Source organism: Actinoplanes sp. CA-131856, assembly GCF_050956135.1.
GTDB lineage: Bacteria > Actinomycetota > Actinomycetes > Mycobacteriales > Micromonosporaceae > Actinoplanes.
This window is the reverse complement of the sequence record NZ_CP191849.1, coordinates 9,627,761-9,650,599: the sequence shown is the minus strand read 5'-3', so window position 1 is coordinate 9,650,599 and position 22,839 is coordinate 9,627,761. Positions and strand designations below refer to the sequence as shown.

At 67.4% G+C, this 22,839-nt stretch carries 22 protein-coding genes and 1 tRNA gene; 13 read left to right on the top strand and 10 right to left on the bottom strand.

From position 1 onward, the window contains the following. The first annotated feature begins 3 nt into the window (after positions 1 to 3). From ACQP2X_RS44250 to ACQP2X_RS44225, 6 genes are all read left to right on the top strand, one after another. The gene (locus ACQP2X_RS44250) at positions 4 to 279 is read left to right on the top strand and encodes a hypothetical protein (RefSeq protein WP_498692119.1); all 276 of its coding nucleotides are present in this window, start codon (positions 4 to 6) and stop codon (positions 277 to 279) included. Continuing rightward, positions 276 to 887, top strand: coding sequence for a helix-turn-helix domain-containing protein (locus ACQP2X_RS44245; protein ID WP_498692118.1), 612 nt, complete (start codon positions 276 to 278; stop codon positions 885 to 887). Before ACQP2X_RS44250 ends, ACQP2X_RS44245 begins: the two co-directional genes overlap by 4 nt. A 16-nt stretch (positions 888 to 903) precedes the next feature. Continuing rightward, positions 904 to 1,251, top strand: coding sequence for a hypothetical protein (locus ACQP2X_RS44240; RefSeq protein ID WP_498692117.1), 348 nt, complete (start codon positions 904 to 906; stop codon positions 1,249 to 1,251). 92 nt (positions 1,252 to 1,343) lie between these two features. Then, positions 1,344 to 3,479, top strand: coding sequence for a P-loop NTPase family protein (locus ACQP2X_RS44235; protein WP_498692115.1), 2,136 nt, complete (start codon positions 1,344 to 1,346; stop codon positions 3,477 to 3,479). A gap of 439 nt (positions 3,480 to 3,918) precedes the next feature. Beyond that, positions 3,919 to 4,188 carry a helix-turn-helix transcriptional regulator gene (locus ACQP2X_RS44230; RefSeq protein WP_498692113.1) on the top strand — a complete coding sequence of 90 codons (270 nt, stop codon included), beginning with the start codon at positions 3,919 to 3,921 and terminating at the stop codon, positions 4,186 to 4,188. Continuing rightward, a complete protein-coding gene (locus ACQP2X_RS44225; protein ID WP_498692111.1) occupies positions 4,189 to 5,589 on the top strand; it encodes a tyrosine-type recombinase/integrase in 1,401 nt (466 codons plus the stop codon). Positions 5,590 to 5,676: 87 nt separating this feature from the next. Here ACQP2X_RS44225 and ACQP2X_RS44220 read toward each other — a convergent pair whose 3' ends face one another. From ACQP2X_RS44220 to ACQP2X_RS44185, 8 genes are all read right to left on the bottom strand, one after another. Further along, the gene (locus tag ACQP2X_RS44220) at positions 5,677 to 6,648 is read right to left on the bottom strand and encodes an IS30 family transposase (RefSeq protein WP_498701236.1); all 972 of its coding nucleotides are present in this window, start codon (positions 6,646 to 6,648) and stop codon (positions 5,677 to 5,679) included. 184 nt (positions 6,649 to 6,832) lie between these two features. Then, the gene (locus ACQP2X_RS44215; protein ID WP_498692110.1) at positions 6,833 to 7,411 is read right to left on the bottom strand and encodes a hypothetical protein; all 579 of its coding nucleotides are present in this window, start codon (positions 7,409 to 7,411) and stop codon (positions 6,833 to 6,835) included. Positions 7,412 to 7,435: 24 nt separating this feature from the next. After that, positions 7,436 to 8,413 carry a hypothetical protein gene (locus ACQP2X_RS44210; RefSeq protein WP_498692109.1) on the bottom strand — a complete coding sequence of 326 codons (978 nt, stop codon included), beginning with the start codon at positions 8,411 to 8,413 and terminating at the stop codon, positions 7,436 to 7,438. 132 nt (positions 8,414 to 8,545) lie between these two features. Next, positions 8,546 to 8,836 (bottom strand): hypothetical protein, encoded by a 291-nt coding sequence (locus tag ACQP2X_RS44205; RefSeq protein WP_498692107.1) that lies wholly within the window; start codon positions 8,834 to 8,836, stop codon positions 8,546 to 8,548. A gap of 27 nt (positions 8,837 to 8,863) precedes the next feature. Further along, the gene (locus ACQP2X_RS44200) at positions 8,864 to 9,130 is read right to left on the bottom strand and encodes a hypothetical protein (protein ID WP_498692105.1); all 267 of its coding nucleotides are present in this window, start codon (positions 9,128 to 9,130) and stop codon (positions 8,864 to 8,866) included. 782 nt (positions 9,131 to 9,912) lie between these two features. Then, positions 9,913 to 9,984 (bottom strand) — tRNA-Arg (locus ACQP2X_RS44195). A gap of 77 nt (positions 9,985 to 10,061) precedes the next feature. Beyond that, complete coding sequence (locus ACQP2X_RS44190; protein ID WP_498692104.1) at positions 10,062 to 10,718, bottom strand: DUF305 domain-containing protein; 657 nt, start codon at positions 10,716 to 10,718, stop codon at positions 10,062 to 10,064. After that, complete coding sequence (locus tag ACQP2X_RS44185; RefSeq protein WP_498692100.1) at positions 10,718 to 11,524, bottom strand: thioredoxin-like domain-containing protein; 807 nt, start codon at positions 11,522 to 11,524, stop codon at positions 10,718 to 10,720. Before ACQP2X_RS44185 ends, ACQP2X_RS44190 begins: the two co-directional genes overlap by 1 nt. Before the next feature lie 101 nt (positions 11,525 to 11,625). Here ACQP2X_RS44185 and argS point away from each other — a divergent pair, with 101 nt between their 5' ends. The 5 genes from argS (at position 11,626) to thrC (ending at position 17,475) form a co-directional block, all read left to right on the top strand. Next, on the top strand, positions 11,626 to 13,290 hold the full coding sequence (gene argS, locus ACQP2X_RS44180; protein WP_498692099.1) for an arginine--tRNA ligase: 1,665 nt from the start codon (positions 11,626 to 11,628) through the stop codon (positions 13,288 to 13,290). A 2-nt stretch (positions 13,291 to 13,292) separates the two neighbouring features. Continuing rightward, complete coding sequence (lysA, locus tag ACQP2X_RS44175) at positions 13,293 to 14,678, top strand: diaminopimelate decarboxylase (RefSeq protein WP_498692097.1); 1,386 nt, start codon at positions 13,293 to 13,295, stop codon at positions 14,676 to 14,678. Continuing rightward, positions 14,675 to 15,982 (top strand): homoserine dehydrogenase, encoded by a 1,308-nt coding sequence (locus ACQP2X_RS44170; protein WP_498692096.1) that lies wholly within the window; start codon positions 14,675 to 14,677, stop codon positions 15,980 to 15,982. The genes lysA and ACQP2X_RS44170 overlap by 4 nt, the downstream gene beginning before the upstream one ends. A gap of 3 nt (positions 15,983 to 15,985) precedes the next feature. Further along, positions 15,986 to 16,354 (top strand): VOC family protein, encoded by a 369-nt coding sequence (locus ACQP2X_RS44165; RefSeq protein ID WP_498692094.1) that lies wholly within the window; start codon positions 15,986 to 15,988, stop codon positions 16,352 to 16,354. A gap of 71 nt (positions 16,355 to 16,425) precedes the next feature. Continuing rightward, positions 16,426 to 17,475, top strand: a complete 1,050-nt coding sequence (thrC, locus tag ACQP2X_RS44160; RefSeq protein ID WP_498655243.1) for a threonine synthase — start codon at positions 16,426 to 16,428, stop codon at positions 17,473 to 17,475. On the opposite strand, the gene ACQP2X_RS44155 is transcribed toward thrC, so the two are convergent. Continuing rightward, positions 17,461 to 17,916, bottom strand: a complete 456-nt coding sequence (locus tag ACQP2X_RS44155; protein ID WP_498692092.1) for a MarR family winged helix-turn-helix transcriptional regulator — start codon at positions 17,914 to 17,916, stop codon at positions 17,461 to 17,463. The two genes, thrC and ACQP2X_RS44155, sit on opposite strands and share 15 nt — an antisense overlap. Before the next feature lie 143 nt (positions 17,917 to 18,059). Here ACQP2X_RS44155 and ACQP2X_RS44150 point away from each other — a divergent pair, with 143 nt between their 5' ends. Next, entirely contained in the window at positions 18,060 to 21,242 is a 3,183-nt protein-coding gene (locus ACQP2X_RS44150; protein ID WP_498692091.1) for an efflux RND transporter permease subunit, read from the top strand. 27 nt (positions 21,243 to 21,269) lie between these two features. Continuing rightward, on the top strand, positions 21,270 to 22,493 hold the full coding sequence (locus tag ACQP2X_RS44145) for an MFS transporter (protein WP_498692090.1): 1,224 nt from the start codon (positions 21,270 to 21,272) through the stop codon (positions 22,491 to 22,493). Here the strand turns inward: ACQP2X_RS44145 and ACQP2X_RS44140 are convergent. Then, complete coding sequence (locus ACQP2X_RS44140) at positions 22,476 to 22,823, bottom strand: hypothetical protein (protein ID WP_498692088.1); 348 nt, start codon at positions 22,821 to 22,823, stop codon at positions 22,476 to 22,478. The genes ACQP2X_RS44145 and ACQP2X_RS44140 overlap by 18 nt on opposite strands. Between the last annotated feature and the right edge of the window lie 16 nt (positions 22,824 to 22,839).

Below are 22,839 nucleotides of genomic sequence, written 5' to 3'. Positions count from 1 at the left end.
GGCATGTCCGCGCACGGCGGCCGACCGGCCGTCACGACCGCATTGGAGGCCCGCGTGAGCCTCGGGATCTTTTCCCTCATCCTCATTGCCGTCCTGGTGATGCTCGCCATCGACGGCAAGACCCGCGGCCGGATCGTCGTCGCGGCGTTGTGCGCGTTGATGCTCGGCCTGGTCATCGCCGGCAGCGAGGGCGTGCTCGTCGAGCCGTCACACGCCCTGGTGGATGGCGTACGCGCTGGCCTGACTGCCATCGGTCGCTCGTTGGGCGGCAGCGAATGACCGGCTCGCAACTAGACCGCGTCCGGTGGGGCGTCCGAGGAGCGCTGCTTCTCGGCGTCGCCACCTCGGTCGCTGCGAACGTCCTGCATGCTCTGCCGAACCCGATCAGCCAAGCCATCGCGGCTTGGCCGCCGCTGGCGCTGCTACTCACCGTCGAACTGATCTCCCGAATTCCGATCCACCGACGCTCGCTGTCCACAGTCCGGCTGGCTGCCACGGCGTTCATTGCGGGCATTGCGGCATGGGTCTCCTACTGGCACATGGTCGGGGTTGCCTCTCGCTACGGCGAGGTTGGCGCCGCGCCGTACCTCATGCCGATGTCGGTCGATGGCGTGGTCGTGGTGGCGTCGGTTTGTCTCGTCGAGTTGTCCGGGCGGCTACGGCCCGCGGACGCCAAACCGGCCATCCCTGCGGACAAGCCGATGGACATCAAGCCGGACGTTCCTGCGGTCAGGCCCCGGACGCGTACGCCCGGCAAGCGGGACACCCGCAAAGCGGTGGCGCGGCTCCGTGCTCGACATCCCAGCCTGCCCGTCGCGGAGATCGCCAAGCGTCTCGGCGTAACTGATCGCACTGTCCGGCGTCACCTGTCCAGCGACACCAACTGATCTACGGAGAACACCGATGACCGACAACGCCCAACTCCGGCTCGCCATGGTCCTACAGGCCCTCGGCGAGAACGCCGAGGACATCGCCCACCTGCTCGAGTACGGCGGCTGGCGCGGTCTTCCGCACGACGCCAATTCGTGCCCGATCGCCCTCTACCTCCGCACGGTCGTCAACGACGTGACCAGCGCGGCTGTCGGCTCTGAACACGCCACGGTCCACACCGCCGGCGGGGCAGACATCACGGTCAGCCTCACGCCCGCTCAGGCCGGATTCGTCCTGGCCTTCGACCTCGGCGTCTATCCCGGCCTGGTCGCCACCAAGACCGACGACAACGGCGACGTCATCGACGAACTCGACCTTTAGCTCTGCCCGGGGCGCGGCTCCTTCGGCCTCGCAAACCAACGGCCGCGCCCAGGCCCCGATCGGCTCTCTGACCTCCCGGAGGAACTCCCATCATGGCAACCCCGAACCCGGACGACGAGTTCGACTGGACGGCTGCCGAAGCGAATATGTCGAACCTCGGCAACGTCATCCCCCTGCGCCGACCCGAGAACTGGTCGGCGGACATCGACGACGAGCACGACGAGATCGGCGACGAGCGGGCTCCCGTTGACCTGCCTGACAAGCCAGCCGTCACGCGCCGCGCGATCGTCCCGGCGTGGCTGCGTTCCTGGGCCGAGGCGCGGTCGTTTATGTGGTGGCTAGTAGGCCACTACACGCACGTCTGTCTCTATCACCTGGCCCGCCTTCCTCTCTACATCGGCCGTCTCCTATTCCGCGCACCGCGCGGGCTGGCTCGCACGGTCACCGGGACTTCGCGTTGGGTCTCGGACGCGGAAGGGCGGCCGGTTCGGCTCGCCGCCGTGCGACGGGAGGACGCGACGGACTACCTGCGGCTGTCGCGGCAGCGGGATGCCCGCGTACGGCTTCGGACGCTGAGTTTGATCGCGTTCTTGCTGGCCAGCGTGGTCATCGTCGCGGCTCTGGTCATCGCCGGACCGCGCTGGACCTGGTGGGTCAGCGCTGCCTCGCTATTCGCCGTGCTGGGCGTCGCCGGCTCGTCGGCTGACCGGCCGCTGATGGACGTCGCGTCCGTCAAACCGCGAGTACGCAAGCTGACCGCGGACGTCGTGACGCGAGCGTTTCTCGCGGCCGGCCTCTGCAAGCCAGACAACCCAATCAGCTTCCCGATGCCGATCATGCGCGACGGTCCGGGTTGGCGAGCGATCATCGATTTGCCGTACGGGACGAAGGCAGACACCGCGATCAAGAAGCGCAACGACCTCGCCGCGGGCCTCGATCTCGACGAAGTTCAGGTATGGCCTGAGCGCGTACGCGGAACCTCCGGCTCCGCACGGCGTCTGGCGCTGTGGGTCGCTGACGAGGACCCGTACGCGAAGCCCTCGGCCCTGTGGCCGCTACTCACCGAGGGGACCGTCGACATCTTCGGGACGTTCCCGTTCGGCGAGGACCAGCGGGGCCGTGTTGTGCGCTTGCAGTTGATGTTCACGTCGCTGCTGATCGGTGCGATCCCGCGGATGGGTAAGACGTTCGCGGCTCGCGTACCGGCCCTCGCCTGCGGGTTGGATCCGATCGTCGAGCTGCATATCTACGACGGCAAGGGCGGTCAGGACTGGCGGCCGTTCGAGCGCATCGCTCACCGCGTCGGCTTCGGCGTACGTGATGAAGTGGTCCTGGCCCTGGTCGAGGATCTGCGCGCCCTGGTCGCCGACATGAACCGGCGCTACGACGCCATCGCCACCCTTCCGGCCGACATTTGCCCGGAATCCAAGGTCACCCGCGCCATCGCGGAGCGCCGATCGCTCAAGCTCTGGCCGATCCTGGTCTCGATCGACGAGTTTCAGCGCTACAGCGGGCACCCTGTGTACGGCGATGAGATCGTGATCCTGCTGACCGAGCTCTGCAAGGTCGGGCCATCCGTGGGCATCATGATCGCCCTTGCCACCCAGAAGCCGGATGGCAAGGCCGTCCCCACCGATCTGCGCGACAACATTGGCACGCGCTTCGCCCTCAAGACGATGACGTGGCAGTCGTCCGAGGCCGTACTGGGGGCCGGCTCGTACACCGCCGGCTACGACTCGTCGCGGTTCCAGCGGGCCCACAAGGGCGTGGGCATCTTGCTCGGTGCCGACGATTCCGGCGCGGTCGAAGAGGCCATCACGGTGCGGACCACCCGCACGCCCATCGCCGACATCGACGCTGTGATCGGCCGGGCGCGTGCCCTACGCGAGGCGGCGGGAACGCTCACCGGGTGCGCGGCGGGGGAGCGCTCCGAGAGGGCCGAGTCGGTCTCCCTACTCGACGACTTCCTGACCGTAGTCCCGGTCAGTGAGCCGAGGGTTTGGTCCGAGACGGTCGCCACGCGGCTCGCGGAGCTGCGGCCCGAGGTCTACAGCGGATGGAAGCCCGAGCAGGTCGCAGCGGCGCTCAAGCCGTACGGCATTCGGGTCGGCCGTCAGGTCTGGGGCACCGATCCCGCCACCGGCGAAAAGGCCAACCGCAAGGGCATTCACCGCGCGGACGTCGTGGCAGCCGTTGCAGAACGTGACCGGCGACGTCGAGCCGCTTAACGCTAGCCGACCGCTAGACCTAGCCCGGGCTGGCGCTAGGTCTAGCGGTGCCGCTAGCTCTCCGCACTGTCTTCCACCAGGGCGCTAGCTCACTAGCGCCGAGGGCTGTTCGTGCCCCGAAACCGCTCTGGAGACTCCTCATGGACGTCACTCCCATCGCCGCTATCCTGCTCTGCCTTACCCCGATCTTCATCACTCTTTGCTACGCCGCTGTATGCGCTGCCAAGCCATTCCGCACCTGCCACCGCTGCGGCGGGGCTGGTTTGCGAGGTCGCGGCCGTGGCTTGCGGAGCCGCACCTGCCACCGCTGTGACGGGGCTGGGATCCGGATCCGGCGCGGCCGCCATCTCTTCAACGAAGTCAGCCGCCTTTACCGGGACGGCACCCGGTGAGCCGCCCAAGCGGAGGGTCACTGCGCACGACTCAAGGAGGCAAGACGTTGGCTGCCGATCAGGTCGGCAACGAACCCGTCATTGATCTGGCGAAGGAGAGGGCACGCCGTGGTCGCGCAGCGCGACCTTCCGCTTCCCGCGCGTACCTGACCGTCGCGGAGTTCTGCGCGGAGATGGACGTCGCGCGTTCGACCTTCTACGACTGGCGAGCGAAGCGACTGGCGCCTAGGTGCATCAAGCTGCCGAACGGCGAACTGCGGATCCGTCGCGCGGAACTTGAGCGTTGGCTGGACGAGCATGAGGAGAGGGCGGCGTAGGTGGCTACCACGTATGACGTCCGGATCTACGAGATCGATGTCTACAAGGGCAAGACGACCACGACGTATTGGGTTCAGTGGAAAGTCGCTGGCAAGCTCCCGTTGAAGAAGCGGCCCTTCAAGCAGAAGGCTCTTGCCGAGAGCTTCCGGGCGGAGCTGATGAGCGCGACCCGCAAAGGCGAAGCGTTCGACGTCGATGCCGGCCTGCCGGTCTCGATGAGTCGAGTCGAAGCGGAGATCTCCAGCTACGAGCTTGCCTGCAAGTACGTGGACGTGAAGTGGCCGCGGTCGGCGGCCACGACACGCAAGACGACCGCGGAGGCGCTTACCGCAGCGCTGCCGCTGCTCCTCACAAGCCATAGGGGGAAGCCTGACGATCGTCTGGTCCGAACCGCGCTCCGAGGGTGGGCATTCAACACCAATGCCCGTGCCAGCGAGGACATGCCTGGCGACGTGCGTGCGGCACTAGCCTGGATTGAGCGCAACACGCGGCCAGCTGCCGACCTCTCGAACCCCGGTGTGCTCAGGACGATCCTCGACGGGATGACTCTGCGGCTCGACGGCAAGCCGGGGGCGCCCGTGGTAGTGACGCGCCGTCGAAAGATCTTCACAGGAATGCTCGAATACGGGACGGAGATTAAGGCGCTGCCGTCCAACGCGTGGCCGACGATGAAGTGGTCTCCTCCGAGAACCGCGGCCGGTGGCGTTGACCGGCGTCGGGTCGCTAACCCGATGCAGCTCCGAACCCTGCTCGACGGAGTGAGGCGGCAGGGCAGGGCTGGCCCACGAATGGTGGCCTTCTACGCCTGCCTCTACTACGCCGCACTCCGGCCGGAGGAAGCCGCCGCAATCCTAGTCCCGCGCAACCTAGAGCTACCTGCCAAGAACAATGAGTGGGGAAAATTCGTCTTGGAGGCAGCCGAGCCGCACGCGGGGAAGCACTGGACGGACAGCGGCAAGAATCGCGACCTCAGGCAGCTCAAGCAGCGCGCGATCGGCGAGATTCGCGAAGTGCCTTGCCCGCCACCGCTCACGGCGATCCTGCGCGCTCACATCGACGAGTTCGGCCTCGGCCCGGGCGGCCGGCTGTTCGTGGGCGAGCGCAACAAGAATGAGCTCCCGATCCTGACGATCAACCGGATCTGGCGACAAGCCCGCGCGGCAGCCTTTAATAGCGAACTGGCAGCTTCGCCGCTAGCCGAGACTCCGTACGACTTGCGGCACGCTGCGGTATCGACCTGGCTCAACGCAGGCATCTCACCGACCCAGATCGCGGAATGGGCTGGCCAGTCACCCGAAGTCCTGTGGCGGAACTACGCGAAGTGCTTGGATGGAGGCGAAGCTGAGCTGCGGCGCCGGGTGGAGGCTGCATACAACGGCAGCAGCACGAATATGGCGTAAGTGTTTGGCCTGTGACAACTTCTCTATACACCTTCAAGGCGGCCCGCTTCGCGAGCCGCTCGCGCCGCCCAGCAGGGCCGGGCAGATTCAGCCAGTGGAAGCATGTGACTCTACGAGTTCGGTGAATATCTCGGAGGGTTTCTTCCAGTCGAAGATTTTACGTGGCCGGTCGTTGATTTCGGCGGCGACCCGGGCGAGGTAGTCGGGGCTGGACGTGATCGGGACGCCTTTCGGGAAGTACTCCCGGACGATGCGGTTCAGGTTTTCGTTGCTGCCGCGCTGCCAGGGGCTGTGCGGGTGGGCGAAGAAGACCGGCAACCCGGTCGCGGTGATCGCCGCGTGGCGGGCCATTTCGGCGCCGCAGTCCCAGGTCAGCGAGCGGCGGATCTGTGCCGGGAGGCTGCCGGTGGCGGCGATGACGGCTTCGGTGACGCTCAGCGAGTCCCGGCCGGTGAGCGGGACCAGGATCAGGAACCGGGACGTCCGTTCGACCAGCGTGGCGACGGCGGTCTTGCCGTTCTTACCGATCACCAGGTCGCCTTCCCAGTGTCCCGGCACGGCTCGGCCTTCGACCTCGGCGGGACGTTCGTCGAGGTAGCGGGGCTCGCGGATACGCGGCGCGGGCTCCGGACGTGGCCCGGAGCGGCGGGCCGGGCGGCCGGTGCGCAGCCGGATCAACTCCTTCGCCAGAGTGGAGACGGGTTGGGCGTAGACCCACTGGTAGAAGGCTTCGTGTGACACCCGCACAGCGTGATCGTCGGGCACGAGTTCGGGCAAGCGACCCGCGATCGAGGCCGGCGACCATCCGGCACGCAGCCGCTCGATCACGACCGTGCGTAACTGCGGCGAGCGTTCGACCGCGTACAGCTTCGGTCGCTCACGAGCCGCTGCCGCGGCGCTGTCGGCGGCCACCGCCCGATACCCGGCCCGGCCGCCGTGCCGGGCGATCTCCCGCGACACGATCGACGGGTTCCGGCCGATCCGCACGCCGATTTCTTTATACAGCAAGCCTTCCGCGAGTCCGCGGGAGATCTCTTCACGGTCGGTCGACGTCAACATCACACGCACGGCGGGCATCCTGTCCCACCGAACCACCAAGATCAAATGCTACGACCGACTGAATCTGCCCCGGGCTGGCGCCCGCCACTCGGGGGCCACGCGTCCGCTCCGCGGTGTGTGGACGAAGGCCGACGGTATGACAGGCGCTAGACGTGACTGCTCTAGGCGACGTGCCAGACTCCGCTCAGCGCCCAGTCTTCCTGGTCGCACGAAGGTAACGACCGCCCTCGAAAACCCGCAGATACGCCGCGTACATCTTCCTAATCGCCATAATGAATAGCAGGAATACGTACACCGCGATCGGCAAGACGATCGCCGTCGAAATAACATTCATTTTATCGTCAGGATGAGCACGGACGCCTGACGCAACAATGAGCACAATCGATTCGGTGGCTGAAGCTAGAGCACCCACTAAAAGATGAGCCGCAGTTTCACGGAAGAGGCGACGGGAAGACTCGCCAATCGACTCATGTCGGTCTTCCAGCCTGTCGCGTAAAGACGCCAATTGGGTGAAAGCGGTAAAGAGGATGCCGGCCATGAGGGCGCATCCCGCACCGATGGCACCGGGGTCGGTTAGCCGCCACTGCTGCCATACCGAAACAACACCCACCAACAAGGGGATGCCGTACAAGACCAGGCGGGCGGCCAGGTCGGGAGGGAGCCTCTCTTCATCTACATCGATCTGCACTCGACGCATCGAGCGAAGATGATCGAGGAAGAGGGGCCGGACGTCGAAACGATCAAACAGACCACTGCGCATCATGAACCTCCCCATGTACCGGTCATCCTAGTTGGGGGGTACGACACCCTCCGTAGCGGCTATTGTCGGGTACAGCTCCCGCACTGATTCTGAAACGGTCGAATACCACTTTTCGTTGCTGTACCGGTAGTCGCCCGTGTCGTAGATCCATTCCCCGATGTCAGCAGAGGGCTTCAGCGATCTCTTTCGGTCGTTCGGCCCATCGACCCGCAGCAAGCTGTCCTCGAAATCGAGAGGGATGGTCACGCCCGTGGCTGTTCGAGCGAGGTCGTTGGCAAGCGACACTCGCGCGTCGCGGTTGGACAGCTTTTCCCACTTCTCATTGACCCAGCGAAGAGCATGTTCGCGCATCGAGTCCTGCAGTTTTGATGCTCCGGGGATCTTCACGCTGAGGCGCACCTGACTCGTCAGGGGTTCACCGTCACGAGCAGTCTCGTGACGCGTGACCTCAAGTTCCCTAACCACGCCGTTGCGAATGAAGTGCGCGACAGCGGCACGGTCGGCCACGCCAGCGGCCAAGAACAAACGAAGGTCGGTTGAATAAAACCGTTTGAACGCAGCTTCAAGTCGACGATACGGACACGCGCGGCCATGCGTCTCCACGGCAAGGATCGCTGCCCCACCCTCGGGCGGGAACGTGATCAAAGCCCTAAAGTTCCGGCCAAGTGCGAAGCTTTCGATATCTTGGTCAGACTCAACACCTTCGGGATCGATAAGCTTGCCGTCTTCACCATACGGACCGTGATCGAATTCCAAGCGAAGGTCGAAGCCTGCCCGGGAAACCTCCATCAACCGAACGACGGTACCGGTTTCGGGAGCAGTGGTACCGTCTTCTTCCAGCCGAGCAGCATCCTCAAACTTCACGACTGAGTTCAAGCCTTTGGCCAGGTCCTCTTCAAGCAGATCAATGAAATGACCATGTTCCACGTGTCCGAAGTCGAGATTCGTGCGCCCCAAGCCTGCACGCAGATGAACCACGAAAAGGCGGTAACCGAAGCTACCCATCGACCGACCCCCTCGGCAGATTATGCAAGAAGGTCAGATTACATGTTCGTCTATGCCGCGTAAAATTGTCGATCTTGGAAGCCGTGTGACCTGTGGCCAAACAAGATCATCGCAAGAGATCCATAGCACCTGTTACCACGTACGCCTGTCGTTGGCACCTATTGCACCGAAGTAGTCGATGGCGGCAGTCCGGTTCAGGTGGTTGTACTCCCAAAAGATGGCTAGCGGAGGATCGCTCCCCGGGATGCGTGTGGCGTAGTCGTCTTCCGGGGCTAGAACCGACATCTGAGCATCAGGATTCGCTATGCCGTTCAGTACAGTCCGAAGCCGCGGCCAGAGCTCAGGGTTGGCCGCCTTGACATCGAGGATCGCGTCTCTGTACTGGCCGAAGTCAACCTTGTAGCGGTCAGATGGCTGCGACATGCCCCAATAATTACATTTGTTCGGCTCCTAGATGTCGTCTAGCAGCACACCGTCGTCACGCTCCGAGCGGTTGGCGCGAGCTTTCTCAATCTGGGCTCGGATCTCAGAGTTCTCAATCTCACTGATTCGTACGACCGCTACGGGGTGGAAGGTCAAGGTCCCGTCTACGGCTTCATGCACGAGGTAGCGGGTGTGCTCCTTGTGCCCGATGCGCCCCAATGAGACTCGGCGGCGGTCGTCCAGCTCAATCAGCACGTCTTTTTTGCCCAACTGCCCAACTTGGGTATCCGTCATACTTCCAAGCTAAGCGCAGTTGAAGCCCACCGCAAGAAGGATGAGCTTAGGCTCCCTGGAGAGTGCGCTGGTTCGGGTGCGCCCGGCCCCGAGCTAGGGCGTGCCCAGGGCGTGAGGGCGTCGCTAGGGCGTCAGAGGTAGACCAACAACGACCACCGTCGGCCAACGTTGGCCGTCTATACCTGCTGGTAGTGGGGCTCCGGTGGCGCCAACCTTGAGGGCGACGGACGAGTCGGCCTGTACGCCGGATGCAGGCTCTGACGCCGCCGAGCGCTCAGCATCTAAGGCAGATCAGCAGTTACGTGTAGGCGACGGTCCATCTACTTCGACACCCAGTACTCGCGCCGGATTGCGGTCGACGGCGGGCCGCGACTAGATGAGGATCGCCGGCGGTCGTCGAAAGACCCATGCGGCGACGTCGTGTGGCCCGGTTTACGCCGGGAGCTCTAACGTCGACGAGTCGACACGCGGGCGGCGCTTAGCCGCAGGGGCAACGCTTAGGCGTGCCTTCCAACGAGCGAGTCGACCTACGGTGTCGTCAGCATTGCTGTAGCCACCGGTACGCCCTCGGTACGAATCGCCGTGGAGGGCCGTTGAGAGTCGAACACAGCCGGGCAAGGTGATAGAGGCCAACTTTGCGCGAGAGAGACTCGCTGAGATCCTGTCTGGCACGCGAGGCTAGCACGACCATCGTTGTGGCCAGCGCAAACACTGATTGGGGGATCCGGGGGGCTTACCCCCGCGGCGTGGGGTCTGGGGCTCGGGCCCCAGGAAGATTCAAGTGCCCCCGGCAGGATTCGAACCTGCGCTTTCGCCTCCGGAGGGCGACGCTCTATCCCCTGAGCTACGGGGGCTCAGTGGTTCAGAACTCTAGCAGGCCCAAAGGAAGCGCCGCCAACCGGATACGGGTTGGCGGCGCTTCGGTGGTTTGTCAGCTGCCCTGGATGCTCTTCAGGAGCTGGTCTATCAAGGCGAGCTCGCTCTGCTGGCCGGCGACCATGGTCTGGGCCAGCCACGTGACGTCTTTGTCGTCGGAGAGCTTGAGGATCTCCTGGGCCATGTGGATGCCGCCCAGGTGGTGCTGGCGCATCAGGGTCAGGAACTGGATGTCCAGGTCTTTGCCTGTGGCCTCTCTGAGTTTGGCCAGCTGTTCGGGAGTGGCCATGCCGGGCATCAGGCCGTTCACCACCGAGCCGGCGGCGTCGGGCATCCAGGCCATGGGCTCTTCGGAGCTGGTCGGGCTCAGGCCCCAGTTGCGCAGCCAGGCCTGCATGTAGCCGATCTGGCCGTGCTGGGTCAGGGCTATGTCGCCGGACAGGGTGACGATGCGGCTGTCCGTCGAGTCGGCGTGGGCGATCATCGACATCTCGACCGCCTGGGCGTGGTGGGTCGACATGTCGCGCAGGAAGCCGGCCTCGACCGAGTTGTCGCCCGGGTGGGTGAGGCGGGGGATGAGGACGCCGCCGCCGATGCCCAGGGCCAGGCCCAGCACGAGGGCGGCGACGAGCCACCAGAGGCCGACCCGGCGGCCGCCGCCCGAGGTGATCGGGGCGGCGACCTCCGTGGATTGGTCGGTGGAGACCGGCATCAGCTGCCCGTCATCCCGGTGCCGGTGGCCGCCGCGGTCACCGGGCCGGTCGTCGTGTTGCCGCTGGAGCAGGCCGCGCCGGGCTCCATGGAGGCGTTGAGCCGGGCGTTCTTGATGAACTCGTCGATGCGGCTGTCGTCGGCGTTGTCGACCTTGAGCTGGTAGCCCCAGACCTGCAGGGAGATGTTCTTGTCGAGGCCCGCGTAGGGCGACATGAACATGTAGTCCTGGCCCTGGACCTTCTTCTTCAGCTCCTCGACCTGGTCGGCCGCGAGGCCCTGCTTGTACGTGATCCAGACCGCGCCGTGCTCGAGGCTGTGCACCGCGTGCTCGTTGGCGATGGGCTCGCTGTAGACGTCGCCCATGCAGTTCTGCCAGACGCCGTTGTGGGCGCCGCCGACCGGCGGGCTGGTGATGTACTGCAGCGTGCCGTCCTTGTGGTCGCGCGCGTCGATCGCCGCGTTCTTCTGGGCGCGGTAGTCGACCACGCCGTCGATGGCGTTGACCCGGTCTTCCCAGCTGCCGCCGCCCTTGACCGCGGCGAACACGCCGTAGCCGATGATGCCGACGGCGATCAGCACGACGACGCCGGCCACCGCGATGGGGCCCCAGTTGCGGCTGCCGGCGACCTTGACGGGGGCGATCGGCTTGCGGCCCTTGCCTCCCTTGCCGGGCGTCTGCTTCTTGGCGCCGGGACGAGACGCGCCGGGGCGTGAACCACCCGCGGGCGGCTTGCCCTGACCGGAGGTCTTGCCGACCTTGACGGTGGACGGGACCCTCTCGGGACCCGGCGTGCTCATGCTCATCGTTCCTCGTCGTTCGTCAGGAGAGGGGATTCGTCGGGAGGGGGAAACCGGTGCGCGGGTGGCCACCGAGCGTCGAAGTCTACCCCCGATAGCATGGTTGAGTGACTCCCGCCAACCTTGCTTCCACCGTTCTCTCAGCTGCTCGTGCCGTGTTCGAGACCCGCGGCCTCGACCTCTCCGCGCTGCCGGAGACGACGACGGTGGAGCGGCCCCGCAACCCCGAGCACGGCGACTACGCCTCGACGCTCGCCCTGCAACTGGGCAAGAAGGCCGGGGTGGCGCCGCGTGAGCTGGCCGCCGCGCTGGCCGAGGAGCTGAGCAGTCAGCCGGGCGTCAAGTCGGTGGAGATCGCCGGCCCGGGCTTCCTGAACATCCGGCTCGACGCCGCGGCGGCGGGCGTGCTGGCCCGCGACATCGTTCTGGCCGGTTCGGAGTACGGCCATTCGGGCGCCCTGACCGGCGAGAAGATCAACCTCGAGTTCGTCTCGGCCAACCCGACCGGCCCGGTGCACATCGGCGGCGTGCGGTGGGCCGCGGTCGGCGACGCGCTGTCCCGGCTGCTGCGCGCGGCCGGCGCCACGGTCGGCACGGAGTACTACTTCAACGACGCCGGCTCGCAGATCGACCGGTTCGCCAAGTCGCTGCTGGCCGCGGCCAAGGGCGAGCCCGCCCCCGAGGACGGCTACGGCGGCGCGTACATCGCGGAGATCGCTACCGCGGTCGTGGCCGAGGCTCCCGACGTACTCAAGCTTGATGATCCGGAAGCTCTCGAGACCTTCCGGCGTGTCGGCGTCGAGCTGATGTTCGCCGAGATCAAGCAGTCGCTGACCGAGTTCGGCGTACGTTTCGACACGTACTTCAACGAGAAGGACCTGCACGACCGGGGCGAGTTGCAGGAGGCCCTCGACCGGCTGCGCGAGCAGGGGCACATCTTCGAGTCCGACGGCGCCACCTGGCTGCGTACGACCGAGTTCGGCGACGACAAGGACCGGGTGCTGCGCAAGTCCGACGGCGACTGGACCTATTTCGCGGCCGACTGCGCCTACTACCTCGACAAGCGCAAGCGCGGCTTCGACCGCGTCGTGATCATGCTGGGCGCCGACCACCACGGCTACATCGGCCGGATGAAGGCCATGTCGGCCTGCTTCGGTGACGACCCCGCCAAGAACCTCGAGATCCTCATCGGCCAGCTGGTCAATCTGGTGCGTGACGGCGAGCCCGTACGGATGAGCAAGCGCGCCGGCACGGTCATCACCCTGGAGGACTTCGTCGAGGCTCTGGGCGTCGACGCTACGCGCTACGCGCTGGCCCGCTACTCGTCCGACTCGCCGATCAACCTCGACATCGCGGTCTGGACCCGGGCCAGCAACGAAAATCCGGTCTATTACGTCCAGTACTGCGCGGCCAGGACGGCGAACGTGGCCAAGCAGGCCGGCGACGCCGGGGTGAAGAAGGGCGAGCCCGGCGATTTCCGCCCGGAGCTGCTCAGCCACGAGAAGGAGAACGACCTTCTCAAGGCCCTCAACGAATATCCGGATGTGGTCGCCCGCTCCGCCCAGCTCCGCGAGCCGCACCACGTCGCCCGCTACCTGGAGGAGCTCGCGGGGGCGTACCACCGCTTCTACGACGCCTGCCACGTGAAGCCCAAGGGCGATGAGCCGATCACCGACACGAATGTCGCGCGGCTCTGGCTGAACGACGCCACCCGTCAGGTGATTGTGAACGGGTTGGGCCTGCTCGGCGTCTCGGCGCCCGAAAGGATGTAGGGATGCGCGCGCATGAGGCCGGGGCACTGCACGGCGACCTCGGGCACCGGGGTCCGGCGTGGCTGCGTACGCCGGAAAATGTCAATGCCCTCGTGCCGGAGCTGTGGCCGCGGACGGTCAGCCGGGCGTCGCAGGGCCATCTGGAGATCGGCGGCGTGAGCGTGGCCGATCTGGCGGCCGAGCACGGCACACCGGCCTATCTGCTCGACGAGGACGATCTGCGGGCGCGGTGCCGCGATTTCGTGTCGGCCTTCGGCGACGCCGACGTCTTCTACGCGGGCAAGTCGTTCCTCTGCAAGGCGGTCGTGCGGATCATCGAGGAGGAGGGCCTCTTCCTCGACGTCTGCTCGGGTGGCGAGCTCGCGGTCGCGCTGGCCGCCGGCTTCCCGCCGGAGCGGATGGGTTTCCACGGCAACAACAAGTCGATCTCCGAGCTGGAAAGGGCGCTCGACGCCGGCGTCGGCCGCATCATCGTCGACTCTTTTCAGGAAATCGACCGCTTGTCGGAAATGGCGGAAAAGAAGAACAAGCGCCCGAACGTCCTCGTCCGCGTCACTGTAGGTGTCGAGGCTCACACCCACGAGTTCATCGCCACCGCCCACGAGGACCAGAAGTTCGGCTTCTCTCTGGCCGGCGGGGCGGCCCTCCAGGCCGCACTCAAGATCCTCGACGAAGACAAACTGGAGCTGAGGGGACTGCACTCCCACATCGGCTCGCAGATCTTCGACACCAGCGGCTTCGAGGTGGCGGCCCGTCGCGTGCTCGACCTCCAGGCCCAGATCCGCGACGCCCGCGGCGTGGTGCTGCCCGACCTCGACCTGGGCGGTGGCTTCGGCATCGCCTACACCACCCAGGACACCCCGTCCACGCCGGGCGACCTGGCCAAACGGCTCAACAAGATCATTGAGAGCGAATGCGACCTGGTCGCGCTCCCGAAGCCGAAGATCTCGATCGAGCCGGGGCGGGCCATCGTCGGACCGGCCGTCTTCACCCTCTACGAGGTGGGCACGGTCAAGGACGTCGACGGCATCCGCACCTACGTGAGCGTCGACGGCGGCATGAGCGACAACATCCGTACGGCCCTGTACGACGCTTCCTACTCGGCCACCGTGGCGAGCCGGGAGAGCGCGGCCGAGCCGATGCTGGCCCGCGTGGTGGGAAAGCATTGTGAATCCGGGGACATCGTCGTGAAGGATGAATTCCTGCCCGCGGACGTGCAGCCCGGAGATCTTCTCGCGGTGCCCGGCACCGGCGCGTACTGCCGGAGCATGGCCAGCAACTACAACCACGTCCCTCGGCCGCCGGTGGTGGCGGTGCGCGACGGCGCCTCGCGCGTGATCGTGCGCCGGGAGACCGAGGACGACCTGCTCGCATTGGATGTCGGATGAGTGTGAAACCGGTTCGCCTGGCCCTGCTGGGCTGCGGCACCGTCGGTTCGGAAGTGGTACGCCTGCTGCACGACCAGGCCGGCGACCTGACGGCCCGGATCGGCGCGCCCCTCGAGATCGTCGGGATCGCGGTGCGCCGTCTCGGCCGCGAGCGCGGCGACCTCCCGGTCGACCCGGCGCTGTTCACCACCGACGCGCTCGGTCTGGTCAAGCGCGACGACGTCGACGTGGTGATCGAGGTGGTCGGCGGCATCGAGCCGGCCCGCTCGTGGCTGGTCGAGGCGCTGCGGGCCGGCAAGAGCGTGGTCACGGCCAACAAGGCGCTGCTGGCCGAGGACGGCGGCGCGCTGCACGACGCGGCCGCCGAGGGCGGCGCCGACCTCTACTACGAGGCCTCCGTGGCCGGCGCCATCCCGCTGCTGCGGCCGCTGCGCGAGTCGCTGCACGGCGACCGGGTCACCCGGGTCACCGGCATCGTGAACGGCACCACGAACTTCATCCTGTCGTCGATGGACGCCACCGGCGCCGGCTTCAGCGAGGCCCTCGACGAGGCGACCGAGCTGGGCTACGCCGAGGCCGACCCGACCGCCGACGTCGAGGGCTTCGACGCCGCGGCCAAGGCGGCCATCCTGGCCTCGCTGGCGTTCCACACGCGGGTCACCGCCGAGGACGTCTTCCGCGAGGGCATGACCGGGGTGACCGCGGGCGACATGGCCAGCGCCCAGGAGATGGGCTGCACCATCAAGCTGCTCTGCATCGCCGAGCGCGGCCCGGACGAGACCGGCCAGGAATCGGTGAGCGTCCGCGTGCACCCGGCGATGATCCCGCGCAGCCACCCGCTGGCCAGCGTGGGCGACGCCTTCAACGCGGTCTTCGTCGAGGCCGACGCGGCCGGCCAGCTGATGTTCTACGGCCGGGGTGCGGGCGGCCGGCCGACCGCGAGCGCGGTGCTGGGCGACATCGTGGCGGCGGCCCGCAACCGGCTCGCCGGCACCCGGGCGCCGAGCGAGAGCAACTACGCCCACCTGCCGGTGCGCCCGATCGGCGCCGCCGTCACGCGATATCACATCAACCTCGACGTGGACGACCGCCCGGGTGTCCTGGCCGCCGTGGCCGGCGTCTTCTCCCAGCACGAGGTGTCGATCGCGACCGTGCGCCAGTCGGGCCGCGAGGAGGACGCCAAGCTGGTCATCGTCACCCACGGCGCGCCGGACGCCAACCTGGCCGCGACCGTCGAGTCGCTGACCCGGCTCGACATCGTCCGGTCCATCGCCAGCGTGCTGCGGGTCGAGGGAGGGGTCTGAGCCGTGCTCGACCACGTGGGGTTCCAGTGCTCCGATCTGGCCGCGGCGGCGGCCTTCTACGACGCGGCGCTGGCGCCCCTCGGCGGCCGGCGGCTCATGGACGTCAAGGTCGCGATCGGGTACGGCACCGATCAGGCCGACTTCTGGATCAGCGAGTTCAGCGAGGGCGAGGGCTTCCGCGAGTCGCACATCGCGTTCACGGCGTCGACCCGGGCCGAGGTCGACGCGTTCTTCGCGGCCGCGGTCGCGGCCGGGGCCGAGGTGCTGCACGCGCCGGCCCTGCATCCGGAATATCACGAGAGCTACTACGGCGCTTTCGTCCGCGATCCGGACGGCAACAACGTCGAGGCGGTGTCCCACCGTCCCGAATAACGGACGGGCAGTCCCAAAATTCGGCGTGCTGAGGCACCCTGTTGCAGGCCAACGAAAAAAGGGAGACGACCATGTACCGGGGACTGATCGAGGCATACCGGGACCGGCTGCCGGTCACCGACGCCACCCCCGTGGTCACGCTGCACGAGGGCAACACGCCGCTCGTGCCCGCTCCCGTGCTGTCGCAGCGCACGGGCGCCGACGTCTACCTCAAGGTCGAGGGGGCCAACCCGACCGGCTCGTTCAAGGACCGCGGCATGACGATGGCCGTGTCCAAGGCGGTCGAGGACGGGGCCAAGGCGATCATCTGCGCCTCCACCGGCAACACCAGCGCCTCGGCCGCGGCCTATGCGGCCCGGGCCGGCCTCACCTGCGCGGTGCTCGTGCCGCAGGGCAAGATCGCGCTCGGCAAGCTGGCCCAGGCGCTGGTCCACGGGGCCAAGCTCCTCCAGGTCAACGGCAACTTCGACGACTGCCTGGCACTCGCCTCGAAACTGTCGCAGGACTTCCCGGTGGCGCTGGTCAACTCGGTGAACATCTTCCGGCTGCACGGGCAGAAGACGGCCTCGTTCGAGATCGTCGAGGCGCTCGGCGACGCCCCCGACATCCACTGCCTGCCGGTCGGCAACGCGGGCAACATCTCCGCCTATTGGATGGGCTATCGCGAGGACAAGGACGCCGGCAACAGCACGAAACTGCCGAAGATGTACGGCTTCCAGGCCTCCGGCGCGGCGCCGATCGTCACCGGCAAGGTCGTCGAGGAGCCGTCGACGATCGCCACCGCGATCCGCATCGGCAACCCGGCCAGCTGGACCAAGGCGCTCGACGCCCGCGACTCCTCGGGCGGCCTGATCGAGTCGGTCACCGACCGCGAGATCCTGTCGGCCTATCGGGTGCTCGCCCGTGAGGTGGGCGTCTTCGTCGAGCTGGCCAGCGCGGCCAGCGTGGCCGGTCTGCTCCAGCAGGCGCAGGCGGGCAAGGTGCCGGCCGGCTCGCGGGTGGTCTGCACGGTCACCGGCCACGGCCTCAAGGACCCCGAGTGGGCCATCTCGACGGCTCCCTCGCCCACCACGATCCAGAACGACGTGCTGATCGCGGCCCGCGAGCTAGGCCTGGCCTGAGCCCCAGGCCTCGTCGGCGGCCTTGAGCAACAACAGGGACGTCTGAGCGATCAGATCGAGCTCTTCGGCTGAGAGGCGGCTGAGGAGCGCGCGCATCTTCGCCTCCCCGGCGTTGAAGATGCTCCCGATGAGCTCGCGACCCGCACGTGACAGCCCGATCCGGCGTACCCGCCGATCGTGCAGGTCTTCCGTGCGGGTCACCAGGTCCTGCACGACCAGGCGGTCGATCATGCCGCTGAGCGCGGCGGCGCCGACCCCGAGCAGGCCGGCGAGCTCGCCGAACGGCACATTGCCGTGCCGGGAGAGCAGCATGAGTATCTTGAGCTGCGACAACGTCAGGTGCGACGAGAACAGCGGATCGGCCTGGTCCTCGGCGATCAGGTCCTGCAGGCGATGTTGCGCGCCCATAATGTCCGCGATGAGCTGTTCCTTCTCGGCCACCGCCGACCCTTTCTCCGTGACGCCATGATGGCCGGTTTGTGTCCCTCTGGTGACGGACGCTACCAGTGCACCCCGGGGAAAAACCATTTGTTCGCGTCAGGCAAACTATTCATGCTGGACGAACTATTACCGGGGGAGCGCACATGTCATTTCTGACCCGGCTCAGCCTCGCCAACAGAGGCCTGGTCGCTCTAGTCGCCATCGTCATCACCGGCTTCGGGATCTTCGCCATCCCGTCGCTGAAGCAGCAGCTGTTCCCGTCGATCGAGTTCCCCGCGGCCTTCGTGACCGCGACGCTGCCGGGCGCCGGCCCGGAGATCATCCAGGATCAGATCACCGAGCCGCTCGAGGACGCCGCCAAGGGCCTCGACGGCATCGACAGCGTCACCTCGACCACCCGTGAGGGCGTCGCCACGGTGACCGTGGCCTTCGTCTACGGCACCGACATCGACTCGGCGGTCAACCAGCTGACCACGGCCGTCAACCGGGTGCAGCCGCAGCTGCCCGACGACGTCGAGCCGACGATCTTCGCGGGCAGCACCGACGACATCCCGGCCATCGTGCTGGCCGCGTCCGGTGGCGGCGACGAGAGCGCGCTCCTCGACAAGCTGAACGACACCGTGGTGCCCGAGCTGAACAGCATCGAGGGCGTCCGGGACACCACGATCACCGGCGCCCGGTCCCAGCAGGTGGTCATCACGCCCGACCTGGCCAAGCTGACCGCGGCCGGCGTCAACCCGCAGGCGATCACCACCGTCCTCCAGCAGAACGGCATCTCGGTGCCGGCCGGCGCCGTGAACGACGGTGACAAGTCGCTGACCGTCCAGGTGGGCACGCCGATCACCACGATCGACCAGCTCAAGCAGGTCTTCCTGACCGGCGGCAAGGGCCCGGTCCAGCTCGGCTCGGTGGCCACCGTCGAGAGCAAGCTGCCCGCCGCCACCTCGTACACCCGCACCGACGGCGAGGCCAGCCTCGGCATCGCGGTCACGGCGCGGCCCGACGGCAACCCGGTCGACATCTCCCACGAGGTGCGCGACAAGCTGGCCGACCTCGAGAAGGACTCCGGCGCCAAGCTGACCGTCGTCACCGACCAGGCGCCGTTCGTCGAGCGCTCGATCGAGAGCCTCACCACCGAGGGCCTGCTCGGCCTCGTGTTCGCCGTCATCGTCATCCTGATCTTCCTGATGTCGGTGCGGTCGACGCTGGTCACGGCGGTCTCCATCCCGCTGTCGGTGCTCATCGCGCTGATCGCGCTCTGGGTCGGCGACTACACGCTCAACCTGCTCACCCTGGGCGCGCTGACGATCGCCGTCGGCCGCGTGGTCGACGACTCGATCGTCGTCCTGGAGAACATCAAGAGACATCTGGAGTACGGCGAGGAGAAGGTCCACGCGATCATCACCGCCGTCCGCGAGGTCTCGGGCGCGGTGACCGCGTCCACCCTGACCACGGTGGCCGTGTTCGCGCCGATCGCGCTGGTCGGCGGCTTCGTGGGCCAGATCTTCTCGTCCTTCGCGATCACCGTGACCGTGGCCCTGATCGCCTCGCTCTTCGTGGCTCTCACGGTCGTACCCGTGCTGGCCTATTGGTTCCTCAAGCCGCCGCCGGAGGGCACCGACACCGAGGCGGTCCGCCGCGCGGCCGAGGAGAAGGAGCGGCGCAACCCGCTCCAGCGGGGCTACCTGCCGGTGATCCGCTTCGCCACCAAGCGGCGCTGGGCCACGTTGTCGATCGGCCTGGTCGTGCTGATCGGCACGCTCGGCCTGGCCACCCAGCTCAAGACCAACTTCCTCGACCAGTCCGGCCAGGACTCGCTGACCATCAGCCAGGAGCTGCCGGTCGGCACCAACCTGGCCACCACCGACGCCGCGGCCAAGCAGATCGAGGGCGTGCTGGCCAAGACCGAGGGGGTCAAGACCTATCAGGTCTCGATCGGCGGCGGCGAGTTCAACCCGTTCCTCGGCGGCGGCGGCGCCAGCACGGCGAGCTTCAACGTCGGCCTCGAGGAGGACGCCGACGCGGTGAAGCTCACCGACCAGCTGCGCGACGAGATCGGCAAGCTGAGCAACGTCGGTGACGTGACCGTCGGCGCCGACGACTCCGGTCTGGGTGGCGGCAGCGAGCTGTCGGTCCAGGTCAAGTCGGCCGACGCCGAGGCGCTGACCGCGGCGACCGAGCAGGTGCGGAAGGCGATGTCCGAGACGCCGGGCGTCATCGACGCCACCAGCACGCTGGCCGCCAGCGTGCCGCGTCTCGACGTGGCCGTGAAGCGCGACGTCGCGGCCCAGTACGGGCTGACCGAGGCCGGGATCGCCCAGACCGTCTCGGGCTCCTTCCGCTCGGTGCCGGCCGGCCAGATCTCGGTCGACGGCTCCAGCCAGGACGTCGTGATCTCGTTCGGCGCCGCCCCGGCCGACCCGGCCGCCCTGGCCAAGCTGCCGCTCACCACCGCCCGCGGCGTCGTGCCGCTGAGCCAGGTGGCCGACATCAAGCAGGTGAACGGTCCCGAGGAGGTCACCCGGGTCGACGGCGAGCGCACGGTCTCGGTGACCGGCACCGCCACCGGCTCCGACCTCGGCGCCTCGACCCGTGAGCTGCAGAAGAAGCTCGACGCGCTCACCCTGCCGGCCGGTGCCACGGCCACCATCGGCGGCGTCAGCGCCGACCAGGCCGAGGCGTTCCAGCAGCTGGGCCTGGCCGTGCTGGCCGCCATCGCGATCGTCTTCATCATCATGGTGGCCACGTTCCGCAGCCTGATCCAGCCGGTCATCCTGCTCGTCTCGATCCCGTTCGCGGCCACCGGCGCGATCATCCTGCTGCTGGTCACCGGCACCGCGCTCGGCGTTCCGGCCCTGATCGGTGTGCTGATGCTGGTCGGCATCGTGGTGACGAACGCCATCGTGCTGATGGATCTGATCAACCATTACCGGGCGCAAGGCATGGGCGTGCAGGAGGCGGTGATCGAGGGTGGCCGGCACCGGCTGCGGCCGATCCTGATGACCGCCATCGCGACCATCTTCGCGCTGATCCCGATGGCGCTCGGCCTCACCGGCGAGGGCGGCTTCATCTCGCAGCCACTGGCCATTGTGGTCATCGGCGGCCTGGTCAGCTCGACGCTGCTGACGCTGGTGCTGGTGCCGACGCTCTACACGATGGTCGAGAACCGCAAGGAGAAGCGGCGGGCCAAGCGGCTGGCCAAGAAGGGCGGCGCTCCGGTGGTGGACGAGCCGGCTCCGGACCAGCCGAAGGAGCCCGCCTCGGCCCTGCGCGGTTACACCGACCAGTTCGAGGTGCTCAAGATGCCCAAGCGCCAGGAAGGCTGATCGCCTCCTGCCGGTAGGTTCGGGTACGTGTCGAAAGCGTTCTCGGTCCTTACCCGTAACCGGGACTTCCGCCGGCTCTTCGGAGCCGAGCTGGTGGTCTTCGGTTCCGACTGGTTCGTCATGGTTCCGCTGCTGGTGCTGCTCCCCGAGCTCACCGGCAGCGGAATCTGGGGCGGTCTGGTGCTCGCCGTCGACACGGGCATCAACGCCCTGCTCCTGCAGTTCACCGGCACCCTGGCCGATCGGTTCGATCGACGGAAGATCCTGATTCTGTCGAATCTGGCCGTATTCGCCGGGGTGTTGCTGCTTTTCACGGTCCGGTCGGCCGCGACCGCGCCGCTGGCCCTGGTCGCGATCGGCCTGATGGCGATCGCCAAGGCGTTCTACTCGCCGGCCGCGTCGGCCGCCCTGCCGAACATCGTCGAGCCGGAGGACCTGTCGGCCGCGAACGCGGTGTCCGGCTCGACCTGGGGCACGATGACGATCGTCGGGGCTTCGCTCGGCGGCGTGGTCGGCGCGGCCTTCGGGCCGTACGTCAGCTTCGGTGTGGCCGCCGTCTGCCTGCTCACCGGCGCGTTGCTCACCACCCTGATCCGCCGTCCCATGCAGGCGCCCCGCGAGGACGGCGCGGCGCCGCAGCGGACGTCGCATGCGATCCGCGAGTCCTTCGGCTATCTGCGCGACAATCCCCGGATCCGGGCCCTGGTCACAGTCAAGAGCGCGGCCGGCCTCGGCAACGGCGTGCTCATCGTCTTTCCGCTCATCGCCGGCATGCACGGGGCCGGCGTGCTCGGCGCGGGCCTGCTCTTCGCCGTCCGCGGCGCGGGCGCGCTGGTCGGTCCCTTCCTGCTGCGGCCGGTGCTGCGCCGCCGGTCCTGGCTCTTCCCGGGCCTCGCGCTGTCGATGGGCCTCTACGGCGTCAGCTACATCGGTGTCGCGGTGACGCCCTGGTTTCCGGCCGTGCTGGTCCTGGTCTTCGCGGCGCACCTCGCGGGCGGCGCCAACTGGACGCTCTCCAACTACGCCTTGCAGGGCGAGGTGCCCGACCGGTTGCGCGGGCGCGTCTTCGCCACCGACCTCATGCTGGCGACGATGGCCATCGCGGTCAGCCAGCTCGGCGCCACGGCCGTCGTCGACGTGGTCGACGAGCGGTGGATCCTGGCCGGCTGCGGCCTGATCACCCTGCTCTACGCGATCGGCTGGCGGATCGCCACCAGGCGTGTCGGACGGCCGTCAGCCGTCGGCTCGTGACCGGGCGCTGACCAGGGCCGCGATCAGCAGGCCGAGGCCGGCCGCGAAGAAGAGCGCCAGCAGGAAGCTGATGATCGCGTTGACCACGCTGAACTGAGTCACCGACATGTCGAACGGGCCCTGGGCCACGATCTGGGTGAAGACGGCGCTCCAGGTCATCGACGCGATGACCTCGGCCAGCAGCACGCCGAGCCCGGCCCGGGCCAGCACGCCGGAGCGACCGGGCAGCCGCCGCCCCGGCATCGAGACGATGACCAGCCCGGCGATCAGGACGGCCAGGACCGGGAACTGAACCATGAGGATGCCGACGAACGGCCCGATCGCATACACGAGGCAGAACTTAGTG